The 14,081-nt window shown below is 31.4% G+C and carries 8 protein-coding genes and 1 pseudogene; 6 read left to right on the top strand and 3 right to left on the bottom strand.

All coding sequences use genetic code 11. The annotated features are described in order from the left end of the window. Window positions 1-1,916 precede the first annotated feature (1,916 nt). Window positions 1,917-2,657, top strand: a complete 741-nt coding sequence (locus tag COL05_RS08485) for a MerR family transcriptional regulator (RefSeq protein ID WP_098668281.1) — start codon at window positions 1,917-1,919, stop codon at window positions 2,655-2,657. Between the two features lie 34 nt (window positions 2,658-2,691). Here the strand turns inward: COL05_RS08485 and COL05_RS08480 are convergent, their stop codons facing one another. After that, the gene (locus COL05_RS08480) at window positions 2,692-4,146 is read right to left on the bottom strand and encodes an FtsZ/tubulin family protein (RefSeq protein ID WP_098668280.1); all 1,455 of its coding nucleotides are present in this window, start codon (window positions 4,144-4,146) and stop codon (window positions 2,692-2,694) included. Window positions 4,147-4,150: 4 nt separating this feature from the next. Beyond that, window positions 4,151-4,573, bottom strand: a complete 423-nt coding sequence (locus COL05_RS08475) for a hypothetical protein (RefSeq protein ID WP_098668279.1) — start codon at window positions 4,571-4,573, stop codon at window positions 4,151-4,153. Between the two features lie 1,455 nt (window positions 4,574-6,028). On the opposite strand from COL05_RS08475, the gene COL05_RS08470 reads away from it, so the two are divergent. The 5 genes from COL05_RS08470 (at window position 6,029) to COL05_RS08445 (ending at window position 12,778) form a co-directional block, all read left to right on the top strand. Beyond that, window positions 6,029-7,312, top strand: a complete 1,284-nt coding sequence (locus COL05_RS08470; RefSeq protein WP_098668278.1) for a replication-relaxation family protein — start codon at window positions 6,029-6,031, stop codon at window positions 7,310-7,312. Window positions 7,313-7,418: 106 nt separating this feature from the next. Then, entirely contained in the window at window positions 7,419-7,886 is a 468-nt protein-coding gene (locus COL05_RS08465; protein ID WP_098668277.1) for a hypothetical protein, read from the top strand. Between the two features lie 17 nt (window positions 7,887-7,903). Further along, window positions 7,904-11,353 (top strand): DNA translocase FtsK, encoded by a 3,450-nt coding sequence (locus COL05_RS08460; RefSeq protein WP_098668276.1) that lies wholly within the window; start codon window positions 7,904-7,906, stop codon window positions 11,351-11,353. Window positions 11,354-11,605: 252 nt separating this feature from the next. After that, window positions 11,606-12,166 (top strand): helix-turn-helix domain-containing protein, encoded by a 561-nt coding sequence (locus COL05_RS08455; protein WP_098668275.1) that lies wholly within the window; start codon window positions 11,606-11,608, stop codon window positions 12,164-12,166. A 282-nt stretch (window positions 12,167-12,448) separates the two neighbouring features. Further along, window positions 12,449-12,778 carry a 6-aminohexanoate hydrolase gene (locus tag COL05_RS08445; RefSeq protein WP_098668273.1) on the top strand — a complete coding sequence of 110 codons (330 nt, stop codon included), beginning with the start codon at window positions 12,449-12,451 and terminating at the stop codon, window positions 12,776-12,778. 188 nt (window positions 12,779-12,966) lie between these two features. Here COL05_RS08445 and COL05_RS08440 read toward each other — a convergent pair. Next, window positions 12,967-14,062: pseudogene (locus COL05_RS08440) on the bottom strand (IS4 family transposase). Window positions 14,063-14,081: the final 19 nt, after the last annotated feature.

Here is a 14,081-nt window from a genome sequence, read left to right as displayed (position 1 = left end):
CAATACCTCTTCACGTTTAATTTTTATAAAATAATCCCATAATAATTCTACATAACAACTGGATTTGCATCATAGATAACTTTTATAATTAATAATATGCATTTAAGTTCTTCTCTCTTTCATTTAGAGAACCCCCTAGGATAACCTTAATTTTCAGAAACTTACTTACAAAAGATCCGGAGTTTTTACATGAAAATCTTACAATCATTATATAAATTCGAATTCACATAACATTAATATATAATTCTCCATATTAATGTTATGTGCACAGCAAAATTACGTTTTATAAAATCGACTCACATTAATATATCAACCGACATTAACATGTAATCGAAAACTTAACAGAAAATATCAATGTCATATCAATATTTTCTAAGCAGCAAGTACACACATTCACTCAATATCATTAACATCCTATTAAAAATATAGATTCAAATTTTCCTCATCTTCATTTAAATAAGTTTTCTCCTATCAATCAAACAATTTTCAGCATATTGCTATATATAAGAAGTTGCTTAAATACGATCGTGTGGTTTCATACAAAAAAACTTAAAACATATATGTTCAATCAAATTTTCAAAACTAAACAATATCAAAAGCGATATTAATGTCATGTAAACAATTCAGGCTTTCTTTAGAAATTAATCACATTGACATATCAACCGACATTAACATGTTATCGAAATTCGCAGGAAAAATGTTAATGTCATATCAATATTTTAGGTATTTTGTATGCATGCTACCATTTGATATCGTTGTTATCCTTTTAAAGTAATACTTCTTAGTAGAACATATTATAAATAGCCAGAGAACCAGCAACTTGAAACTATAACGCATGAATTACTAAAAAACATAAAACTTCTAATGAAATACAGAGTTCCATCTATAAATAAACCTTTTAAAACTATAGTGTTAATATTTTAATCTTTTCGGTTGATATGCATTTGATAATAGGTATAATGGGCTTTAAAAATGTCAATCTTATGTTAATGATAATGTTAAAAGTCTTCTTAATCGTATCGTCCAATAGCTGGTAGATACGTTGATTTCATACTCTTTATTCACACACAATATGTATCCTTTCATATTGTGAAACAAAACCGCAAATATAAGTAGGACTAAATCAATGGTTAGTTAACAAGACATTGACATCTAAGTGAATTCCTTTTCTCATTATACTTTCTATATTAATGTTGGATTTCATGTTAATGTCAATTCTGAGTTAGAATTACCTCTAAACAGGAAGACACTACTATAATATGGAATATGTTGTTTAAAATTAGATGAATGATGTCTTTAGGACGTTTAAAAACACCAGAATTACCGTAACCACATAAAACCATCTCAAATATTCCATGCAGCATGGAGTGGGTATTGAATCTCATAGTTTATTTATGTTGATGGCGATCCTATATTCTAAATATATTTGACCTCATAACATACTACTAATTTAGTAATATTATTATCTTTATTTCTAACAATTATACACTACAATTTAAACTCCCTAGCTTAAATCTACTTTTTTCTTCACTATCAATGATTATCTCCTTATAACTTGTTTACAAAACAACTATATTTCCTTATCATTAGTATTAAGTAACGTGTTTTGTTAATCTCATAGCAACTATCATTGATCTCACTAATGTAAAGAATCGAGATTTTCGTTGATAGCACATTACCATTTATATACTTGAAGTTAATAATAACACTAATAAACCAAGCATATTCTCGCATTTATAGTTAATGTTCTGTCAACAAGAACATGCTAACATGTTAATTTCAGATTTCATATGAGTCACTGGGTGTATAGGGATTTATATGAATATCACCACAATACTGCCTAACATGTTAATTTCAGTTCACATGTTAATTTCAGATTGGGTGTTCATGCATTGATTTTTAAGGAGGTAGTTACAATGATTGAACAAAAAAACGAATCACAAGACCATCAAATTAACGATGATGATATATTAACTGATAATGTTTTTGAAAAAGCATGGCGAATAACTGAATTCTCTAAACTAGTTGGACGTCATCATAATACTGTTTATAATTGGTTCAATATTCTAGAGGAAAAAGGACTTCACGAAACGTTAAGAACTCAAAATACCAATGAAAAACTCTACAATGCATTAGATCTTGAAATCGCTCTATTTATTAAACTAAAAAGGGATGAGAAATGGTCTTTAGATGCAATTATTGACCTTTTACCACACCAATTTGATTTAAGACCTGTATCACCAGAGAATCAATCAAATGAGGTATCTACTGAATTAAACCTTCAGGCTACTGCAGAAATCATCGAAAAAATGGTATCTAAACAGTTAGAAGAGAAAATAAAACATATTGAGTCTCGTTATGAAGAGAGAATGGAGAGTATACTTAAACAATTGCCACAGCCAGAGGATGAAGAAACGATAAAATTGCGTCAACGTCAAGATAGACTTGATAATTTTATTATTGAGCACAGAGCACGACAAGAATTAAGAAAACAAGCAGAAAATCTGTGGAATAGTAAACCTGAAGAGGAACGTACTAGGAAAGCAGGTTGGTTTAAAAAAGAGGAAGATTTGAGTAAAAAGCAACTCTTCATTGAGCAGTACATACAAGATAATATTATTGATTATATAAAATCTCTTATGAATGCTGTAGAATAATAAAAAAGTCTGGATGTTTATCCAGACTTTTTTATTATTTTGTTGTACCAAACATCTTATCTGGATCTAGAAAATCTGCTAATTCATCATCTTCATTTATCCCAGAATTTTTATCTTCTTCATCACTCCCCATGTCAATAAAATCTCCAAACGCAAATCCTAAATCTTCATCCTCATCTATACTCTCTATTGTACTAATTCGGGACTTTGTATATTGAATTTGACTTTGTCTTTCCTTAAACTCATTAAATTCTTCTACTAACCCTTTAGATAACCTTGATGGTAACGCATCAGTTTTATAGAACGTATACACGCTTCCTAAGAAATCATTTTTACTTATTAGATATCCATTAAATACAGTACCATTTATAGGTAGATTATTTGAAACTTCTACTTTAGCGTCATCCATAAAGGAATCATCAATGTTTTTTTGCTCATCCAAAATAGCCAACATACCAAAATGATGTACTTTCGATGCTTCAACAGAACCATCATTATTTCTTTTCATTAAATCAATTGGATGGTGGAATGAACTTCCTCTTAATGACTCTTGGAACATATCTATAATCGCATGACTATTTTCTATTTGGTTCATATTACGAGAAACTTTATTAATTACTAAGCAGCCCGTTTTTTCTAGTAAAATACGTTTAAAGTCTTGAGAGTCCAGTATTACAGAAGTTCCAGAACCATTAGCAGCAGTGTTTAACTCATGAATAATCTCACTAATTCGTTGATTTGCATAGTCTCTGGAATTAGCAATACCTTTTTTCTCATTTTCATTTAATTCCTTAAATTCATCATAAAAGTGCTGGTTATCAGCAAATACTACAAATGCTACACCTTTAGATTTGTCATTCGCTAGTTTCCAAATCTCTTGTGAAAATTTATTTACTTGTCGTAGTACATCTGGCCCATCAGCTCGGACAGGAAGTGTCACCACAATTCCCATTTTAATAAAATCTTTACGCTCAATAGCATTTTCAAAGGCTATTCTTGCAAATTTTGCTTGATTTGCTTTAATCTCAGCCATTGGATATTGTTGTGCAACCTTTTGTAACTCTTTCCTAATTATCGGTTTGTTATGAAATGCCGAAAATTCTTCAATAGCCTTAATTATTGTAGAAGTTCCTGTTCCTCCACCTAATCCAGCAAAAAATAGAACAAGTTCATCCGATGGCCTTACACGTTCAGTGATAAAGTCTTTTAATTTTTCTTTTGCTTCCTCATTTGAATCTAGAACTTTAACCGCGCGCTCTGGGTTTTTACCTAAGCCACCTAATTTAAGTGAAACCTGATTGCTTTTGGGTACATTTTTTAATTCAGCTAGATCTCCGTCATTACTATTTAGTGCTAAGCAGTTATATACTGCTGTCCCATCTGTATGCTTATACTCCGCAAATTTGTCTACCATTCTAGTACCAGCTTGACCAAAACCAACCATCGTCATTTTAACTGCTACTTCATTCTTTAAGAAGTTTTTTGCCATTATTTTATCTCTCCTTATTCACTTTTTTTCTTTTCCCTAACTCAATAAGTACTTGTTGTCCTCTATAAGTAGAGATTAAAAATTTATATGGATGCATAGTCTTTTCATAAATTAAAGACATTGATGATAATGTACTTACACTTATTTCAGCTGAACGTCTTGATATATTTGTACGTTCAACCTCTAATGAATAAGATTTTCCTTTTGTTTTCTTTACTCGCCTGTCTATAACTACATTTTCCACTATTTCATTAATGGATATGCCCCTCATGTATTTTGTCTCTTGAAATTGTTTATTTACTACGTTTCCTATGTATAGAAATACACTATATAGTATCTCGTCTTGTTCAAGAATATCAGCAAACATGTTTACTACTTCATCTGTAAACTTAATTGTTTGATATTTTTCACTTAATGTTTCGTTCAAGTTGTCCCCCCCTAAAACATTGGTTAATTATTCCTAGGAACATAGTACATCATTATACACCGTATATCAAGTCATTCTATATAAAACGTATATATACACTTTCTATATAAGTTTTATATATCATCTAATAGAAACAATCTATATTTCCCATAGACTCTTCTATGCGACGTATATACAAAGCGTACATATGATATGTCAATTTGACACTTCATGTAATTTACATTTTTATAATATTTTTTTTACCATTATGATTACATGAAATAAAAACATAAAAAAAGATTTTATTTTATCATCAAAAAACCTATATATCATCTAATTATAATCTTATACACCTTACATACACAACTTATATATACATTGTATATATAACACTATATATTTCAACAACTAATACCTCCTTAATTGTCAATTATATATAAACAAAACATAATAAAGTGCATATGCAAAGCTTATATATAAGTTTTACATATAAGCTTTGCATATAAATGATGAAAAACGCCTGTATTTTAAGAATTTGCACTACACTCATGTATTTATGTTGATAAATGCTTATTCTTTTACACAGTTCACTTCTTGTTAAATCAGAGATTGTTAATGTTATGTTAATCGTGTTACTAATTCACCTAAATATATGTGTAATAAAAAAAGGGCGGTCTATATACGAACCCGATTTCTTATCAATTTCAGTAACTCTTAAAAGTTTATTAAGGACGATTGTTAACATCATATCCACAAAATCAACAGGTTATTTAGTTAAATACTTTATAGATTAAACTAATTGAAACTTTGCTTAGATCTTTCTAACATTCTTACTCTATCAATTTCATATAAACAAAAAAACGGTTCCTCAAGTTTATTACATAGGTTTACAATTTAGTGAATGAGAATTCTATAGAACTTAGATTAATATACACAACCTATGAATGTACTTGAAATGTACCATTGATAAGCTAGAAATAACATTAATTTTCCTCTTACTAAATCGCCGTTTCAACACGAGAGAGGGAAACTAAAAATTAAATTCCTAAGATAAACTAGTATTAAAAATAAACATCCAATCTAATAATAAATAAAGAAAATCACCCTTTATTCCCAAAATCCTTTTATAATTTTTGAATAATTGTAATCCATCAAAATTTTAATATCTTAATCGGCTTCGTGTTAGGACGGCATAGTATCACTTTATTAGTAACTTTTTCCTGAGTAATTGTTAGTTACCTAGTAGTACTTCGTCCTAACAATCAGGGGAATCTAGTAAACCCCATGAGCCTAATGATTTACTATAGATTTTGAAAGATCATTGTCACTCCAACTCTGGGGTACAAGAATAGGTATCTCTAGAAAAGAAATTCTCAAATTCATTTTTTTTTATTTTACAATCAATATTTAGATGTAATAGTATATAAAACACTACTGATTTTGTTTAAATTTAATTATAAATAAGGGGTGTATATAGTGCCGCAGAAAGTGTATAAATATAAAAGGGCAGGTACCCAGAAATATTTTTATCTAAAAGAAGCAGACATATTTGTTTTTACAGTTTTATATTACAAAAGAGCTCTTACAACAAGACAAATCACAACGTTATATAGTGCGTTTGAGAGAAGAGAATATTCAGAAGCCAGCATATTCACAAAGCTAGATCGATACTCAAAATACGGTGCTGTCCTAACTAAAAAGATTGATAAAAGGGAGGATAGTATAACAAAACGAGCTTCATTCTCTTTAAAAGAAAAAACTATTGAATTCTTACAAAAAATAGGAAAGCTTCCACCAAACGTTTCTAAAAAAAGATATTCACGTGTAATTACACTTCATACTTTATGTGCACGTGAAGTTTTTGTACGTACTCTACTAGCTATTACTAAAAAGACATTTAGTAATGAAATATTAAATGAGTTAGATATCCGTTCCTATTACCTAAAGAAAAACATGACAATTCAAGAGACTCAGTTACCTTTGATTCCTGATGAACACATTTCATATCATAATAAAAATATTTATATTGAGATGGATATGTGTAAAGAAACTAATGCTACTTTAGTTGAAAAAGTAGGAAAGTACATAGATTACGCGCAAAAAACGGATAAGAATGTAACGGTTGTTTTTGTTATGTATGACAAGTCGATGTTCCTTGCAAAAGATGGAGAACCACCATACGTACGTATGAAAAATCTCTTGTTTTCTATGCGAGAGTATCATGAACTTTTAATGAATCTACCAAATCTAAATATGCACATCTGCTCTTTGAAAGAAGCTGGAGATGTTATTTCAGATATCATTCTAGGAATAGATGATAATCAAAACTTTGAACAAGATATCCTTTTACCTTTATCTCAACGTGCAGTAGGCGATGCCGATTGGCGTTACGCATTTGTTGAAAAAGTTCAAACCTTTAAAGAAACAATAGATGGTGGTCTTAGACGCACGTATAGAAGAGATAAAGATGCTATGCAGGATTTCTTCTTTATTTTTGGGAATGAAAATGATTACCGCATGATTGCTAGATTAGACGATGTTGTGTTTTCTAGAAGAGAAGGTGATGAGGGAGTACCACTTGTTGTGATCTATCCAAAGCGTAAAAAGGCTAGAGATATACTTTTAATGGACACTTATGACAACGTATTACTGCTATCCCTCCAGAATGAAGATGTTACTCTCGACGCAGATGAACAGATTATGGCACGTACTGCAAATAACATTCATCCAAAAAGACGTAAACTTGTAGAATTATACTAATCGTTTATTTTTTATATACTTGTATACGATTTTATTGATTTTTAATTTTTAAGGTGTTAGAATAACGTTTGAACAAACATTCAAAAATACAATCAAATCAGAACATATGAATTTAAGGCAAGCGACACACGCTGTTTTTACAGTGGGTGTCGCTTGCCTTTTTTTATATGGAGAAAGGTGGAAAAAGGCAATGGTTATACAATTTGCAACAAATAATGGAGGAGTGCTGTCTGCTAGAGAAGCATTTAAAAACCCCGAACTAGTCCTTAATCATATAACAGAAGAGGGAGCAACGTTTAGTGTTTCTCTTCAAGATATCCAAATTCCAGGGAAGCCAAATTTCTATTGGTACGATGTCATAATTGAAACGGCAACGAATAAAAAAATTGAGGTGAATATCGCGGTACTTTCTCAAGAAGAATACAACCAACTCTGTGAAAGAGAGAGTATTGATTTATATTTAAAGCAAACTGAAGATGCTGCAAAATTCTTTCTCGAAAAATCAAAGGAACTATTCCAACCAGAATTCAATAATCGATTCCAGTTTAAACATAAAGCTCAACTATATCTGTAAGTAGTAGGTGAGCCTATATGGAGACATTTAAACAACGATTACCGTTATTTACTACAATCGGCTTAATTAGCGGATTTATTCTTTCGTTTGGATTCGGTTTAGTAAACTACACCAAGTTACTCTACTATGCATTTGAACCAGCGTCTTATCCTATAGAAATTACATATATACCGCTCGTTTTAATGTTCTTTTCTTTGCTATTAGGAGAGTTCAGCTTTAGGTTTTACAGCCGTATTCCTGCTTTGCATGTGAAAAATGGGAAATTAATAATTTTGATTGCTTCTCATATTGCAGTTGATATTCAATTTTTATGGTTTGCAACTGCTCCGATCCATGCAAAGGTTATTCCATATCTTACGGATAAATCAAAGCATTTAAATTTTGGTGAGTATGAGGCCTTAGGTCATGTTTTAACAGGGAATTTTCACACACTCACTATGATTTTTGTATTTTTACCTACAGTATTTATGATTTTATTTACACTTTGGTATAGTGGCCATATTGTCCGTTACCGAGAAGAGATATTAAAGTGGGTACAAAAATACGAATATAAAAATCATAAGTTACAAAAATGGTTTAATAGCCAAGAAGAACAAATATATCCTGATGTAGAAATTGGACCGCATATTGAACATAAAGAAATGGTCCGGATTAAAGGGAAAGATAGAACGTTAAATGGTATCATTATTGGTCCAATTGGTTCTGGTAAAACATCAAGTTTAATTATTCCTATGATAAATCAAGATTTACATTGGATGGTGCGTTTCATAAATAAGTTTGAAACTGCTTATAAAAAGAAGGATTATGATACTGAAGAAGTAAAAGGGACATTTTTAAATGGTGTCACTGTTATTGAACCCAGTAATGATTTATGTCAAAAAGTATTTAAATTGGTACAGGCACATAAGATTCCAGCAAGCTCGGTTTATTACATTGATCCAACTAATCCTGATACCAAAAATATAAACATTCTGCGGGGACCAGTTGATAAAGTAGCAGAGGTTTTTGCAATGGTTATTCAAGGTTTGTCTGAATCTAACAATGCATTCTTTGAACAAGCTCAACGTAACCACCTTAAACAACACATCTATTTATTAAAGCTTCATAACCCGCAAAAAGATGTCACTTTCGACGATTTGATTGAGATGTATGACGATGTAGAACGTGTTCACCGTATGCATAAACTATTAAAGGTACAGGTCGAGAAGTTATATGATTTTGTTCAAAGTGGAGCAGCTTCACGTGATCAAAAAAATGAATATAAAATTATAAAAGGTATTGATGAATGGTTTGATAATACCATTCGTGAAAAAATGGATTTTCAAGGTGAACCAGCGGTTTATAAATTAGGAAAACACCGCGGACAACCGATGCATTATGACAGAGAAGAAGAATATGTAAAAGGTTTACGCAACATCTTAAAAGATTTAGCTTCTAACGTTTTAATAAGACGTGTTTTATTTGGAAAATCTGATTTTGATTTTGATGTCCATTTAGAGCAGGGTGGCATTCTACTTGTTAATACTGCGAAAGGGGAATTAGCAGACCTTTCAAACGTATTAGGAAAATTTGTATTGCTTAGTATGCAGAATGCGGTATTCCGTAGAGAACCAAACGTCTCACCTTACCATCATATTATTGTCGATGAGTTCCCGGATTACGTTGTGCGGCCGTTTAAAGAATTCCCTGCACAATCTCGTAAATATAAAGTAATTCTAACAATTGCTAGCCAAACACTATCGCAATTAGCTCTCGACTTCACAGAGCAATACATGTTTACTTTACTAGGTTCGTTCCGTAACAAAATGATATTTGGAGATGTAACACCATATGATGCAAAAGTTTTCTCTGATATGTTTGGTGAAAAAGAGGAATTTAAAGAGGCAGAATCCGAACAGGGTATTTCTCCTATGCAAGAGAATCCAGTTAGTCGATTAGGATCAACCTACCAGAAAACAAAAGAAGTTGTTATGTCACCAGGGGATATCATGGCACAAGGTGCATTCATTTGTGCTGCTCGTATCGTACAAGATAATCATGTGCAACCTGTACAACAAATTACAAGTAACTTTGTACCAAAGGAAGAATTTGCCCAAGCAATCATTCAAGTAGATACAAAAACAGGTGAATATTGGGAAAATGAGCGTCTTCGCCTTATTAGTGAATCTATTGAAAAAGCAAATCCTATGAAGCATGTAGATGCAGAAAACATGAAGCAAATACAACCATTACCACCTATCCAAGAAGGTGAGGTTAAACAGAATAACTCCATGGAAACAAGCGGGGAGCAGCAACACATTGTATCGATAGAAGATTATAAGGAACACAAGTCTCAAAATGAAACCTTATCTAATGATCCCGCAGCTATGAACCAGCATGGAAATGCTGATGATGAATCTGAAAAGAAGTTGTATGAAGATATTAAAAAATTTATTATTGAATCACAACAAGTCTCGTCATCTCTTCTGCAAAAAAAATTCAAGATTGGCTATATGAAGGCTATGCAATGTATTGAGAAATTAGAACAAAATCAAGTTGTAAGTTCTTACACAGGGGATGGACCTCGTAAAGTATTAATTTCAAATAATAGTAGTTTGCTTGAAGAAACAAGTGTTAATACTACTCATTCATCTGATAATACAATTCCACAGGAAGTAAGGATTGGAAGCGAAGACCAAGGATCCGTACAAGAGGAGACTAGCTGCTTTAAGGATATTCTATACGACGATGTTTTAAGTTTTGTGAAAGAATCGGGAAGTGCCTCTATATCTGTACTACAAGACACATTTAAAATTAGTTATACACGTGCATCGAGATTAATAGAAGCTCTACAACGAAATAATGAACTGCCTGTTATAGCAGAAGAAACACATTTAGAAAGTATAAGCACTGAAATAAAAGAACCATTCGTGATAGAAGATAAAGAAGAAATCATAGATATAGAATTACCTCCTATGGACGAATGCTATGAAATAAACATGGAAGTAGCAGAAATAAACAAAGAATTATCTATTACTATGTTAGAGCAAGATTGGAATAAAGATTCCATTATTCATTCCGAGATTCCTGATGAGACTGAACCACTGTTTGAAGAATTCGCATCTGATGGACTTCCCGTTACAATAACAGAGTCGGAAGAAACACAAGTAGAAATCAACACAGTTCCAATTGAAGAAACGCTTAATCATACCGAAGAAAATAAGCTAGATGAAGATGTAGCAAAAGTTTACGAATCTATTAGTATTACGGTTCAAGAAAACTTAGAAAAAAATCTAGAAGAACATTCGAAAAAGGATGAGAAGCAATTAGAATATAAACCTATGAGTTATAAAGAACGTCAAGGGCACTTAAAATCTCAGCAAAAAAATAAGAAAAACACTTCGCAGTCTCTGCTTAGTAAAATCGAGAAACCAAAGCAAAAAACATCGAACGTTATGAGTAAAGAGTTGAATAATTTCTTTGATTAATAGATTGTAAACCTCAAATTAAATCTAGTAGGAATATCGCCAGTTTTTCGAAAAAAATCACGCTAAGCCATAAATACAATAAGCTGCCCATATAGGCAGCTTATTTATATAATTATCGTTGTAGGAAGTAAAAAATAAAGTGGAAATTGCATGATAAAACATTTTTACACCTTAGAATCACGTTATTATAAAGAAATTTGGTAGTCTTTAATTAGCCTTTAACTTAACCTCAAACTTAAGGGAGATGTATAGATGAACATTGGTAGACAAATACAATATTTTCGTAAACGGGATAATATGTCCCAAGAGAAGTTAGCAGAAAAAATTCATGTTTCCAGACAGTCTATTTCTAACTGGGAAAATGAAAGAAACTATCCAGATATTCACAATTTATTAATGATGAGTATTCTTTTTAATGTCTCCCTAGATGATTTAGTTAAAGGAGATGTAAAGATCATGAAAGAAGAACTTCAAAAATCAGCTTTCTTTAAGTGGAGTTACATCATGTTAGCATTAATGTTTATGCTTCCTATTTCTATTGCACCTGTATTTTACTTTTTTGGTTATTATGGTCTTATAATACCTGTGGTACTTACGATTTTGCTTATGTTTTCATCATCGAAGCTTGAAAACTTGAAAAAAGAGCATAATTTAAAAACTTATCGTCAAATAGTTGATTTTATAGAGGGAAAACCTGTAAGTGAAGCAAAGCCGAATATAAAAGACAAATTATTAAAAATAGGTTTGATGCTTGCAAGTGCTTTAATTAGTTATAGTTTGATTTATTTAGGATTGAGTGTATTTGGAAGATAACTTAGAAAACTATTAAAAGTCCTCCGGATTGTTTAACTGGAGGACTTTTGTGTTTACATAATTATAGTTCTCGAAAGTGGATCTTGTAGCGTTCTTTCTCGTAATTCACTATGTTTTCCAAAGAAAATAGGGAAAGGCAAGACAATGAATAAATTTATAAAATGACAAAACTGTAAGAATACACGAATGTTTGTAAGAAAGTTCGATGTTTTCCTTTTTCTTTTTTTATTATAGTGAAAAAGAAGAACGAAATATTCTCTTATGTAGGAAAGGAAGATAATAATGATTGATCTATTAAATAAATGGATGTTAGAAAGTACAGCCAATTTTAATATCGTTGTAGGACTTACAGCACTTCTATTTTTGGGTTCAGTAATTGCACTTATTATTATTTACAAAAAAATTGGTAAACAAGATGAAAGAACAAATGCTATTTATTTAAAAATTACTTCTCGTATGTTTACTACTCAAATTCTAATGAATGCTATATTTATTTCTCTAGTTGGTAAAGATATTGAGAATTTCCGTCAAATCTTTATATTGTTTGAAGCCTTTGTATTCTTCATTGGAGCTATTTATTCGTTTAAATTATATAGACAGGAATATAAATAATTCACTTATAAGTACATTTATAAATATACTTGCAAGTGTACCTATAGGGGTACCGCCACATCGCTATCAAGCTAAGTTTATACAATGTCAATTATAATAAGGGTTGTTTCTTTTTTCTAAAGACTACGTATAGGGAATTTAAAGCTTTGCATACGAAATAAACCCTAACGGGTTTCATTTTTTTTACTTTAAGCGACTTGATTATCAGACAGGGTACAATTGTAAACGACACCTAATATATCAAAGACTGTTTTCTTCTCATAACAATGTGATTTCTGGCCGTTTTGCTGTAGGAGATTGAACAGGCGAAGTAACACCTTTGATAGCTCTTGGGTGTCTTTTTGAATAGTTTGGAATAGAAGAAGAAAATAATCTTTAATCATATATATTGCTTTATACTCACTAAGCTCTCGTTTTTTCTTCATGAGGAGCAATTGGCGCATTTGAAACATGATAGAAGAACAGAGTAGAATGGCAATCAATTGACCATATAAATGGCACTCCAATCGTTCTGGTTTTATCTTTTTACAATGATGGATTTGAAAGAATGACTTCCACGTTTTAAATAAAATTTCGATTTGCCAACGCAAAGAATACCAGTCATGTACCTGTCCCATCGGGACAATATCTGTAGGGGGTGTTTGTCATATATACATTGATACCACTGAGTCGTTTACTACGAGAAGAATACTTCATTCCTTTCTTTTTTTCTCTTACAGCTTGATCTTGTAATCGTTTTTGTTGTTGTTCTTTGGTTAGTCGATGAACAATCACACGAGTTGAGACTTTATCATTCATTCCTACATAAGCGTTGAATATTTCACATGTTTGTCCTGGTTGAAAAGAGTTCATTAACGTTTCCATATCTATCTGTATATACTCTGTACCTTTCTTGATTCTGCCATCTTGAAAATAATCAGGGTCGGGATTTTTTTGATAAATACGTGTATTCGATTTGATACGTGAGATATAATATGCCTTTTTATCTTGTATATGTTGAAGATCTTTCAAGTGAAAATAACCTAAATCACGGATACATAAATCATTCGCTGTCACAGTTGGGGCACATAGAGAACCATAGGTTCGATCATGTTGTTTACCTGGGCCTGTATGAATATGTAGGAACTGCCCACTTAATAAATCATACTCAAGCTGAATCTTCATCCCAGTTCTTTGTACAATCCATGCATCATTTGTATCTACTAATTTTTCTAAATCATCATTGGTCAGCTTTTTTTCAGGTACATAGGTACCAATAGCTGTAATTCTTGCTTTTGATTGCATACATTTATCCCCCTTTACC

It is taken from the genome of Bacillus sp. AFS059628 (assembly GCF_002571225.1).
Lineage (GTDB): Bacteria > Bacillota > Bacilli > Bacillales > Bacillaceae_G > Bacillus_A.
Note: the sequence above shows the minus strand (reverse complement) of the source record. Positions and strands in the feature narration are given on the sequence as shown.

What these genes read in the sequence shown, in the direction of transcription:
- COL05_RS08460 (WP_098668276.1), top strand. Translation starts at nt 7,904, where the DNA reads ATGGAGACATTTAAACAACGATTACCGTTATTTACTACAATCGGCTTA.
- COL05_RS08465 (WP_098668277.1), top strand. Translation starts at nt 7,419, where the DNA reads ATGAATTTAAGGCAAGCGACACACGCTGTTTTTACAGTGGGTGTCGCT.
- COL05_RS08445 (WP_098668273.1), top strand. Translation starts at nt 12,449, where the DNA reads ATGATTGATCTATTAAATAAATGGATGTTAGAAAGTACAGCCAATTTT.
- COL05_RS08455 (WP_098668275.1), top strand. Translation starts at nt 11,606, where the DNA reads ATGAACATTGGTAGACAAATACAATATTTTCGTAAACGGGATAATATG.
- COL05_RS08480 (WP_098668280.1), bottom strand. Translation starts at nt 4,146, where the DNA reads ATGGCAAAAAACTTCTTAAAGAATGAAGTAGCAGTTAAAATGACGATG.
- COL05_RS08485 (WP_098668281.1), top strand. Translation starts at nt 1,917, where the DNA reads ATGATTGAACAAAAAAACGAATCACAAGACCATCAAATTAACGATGAT.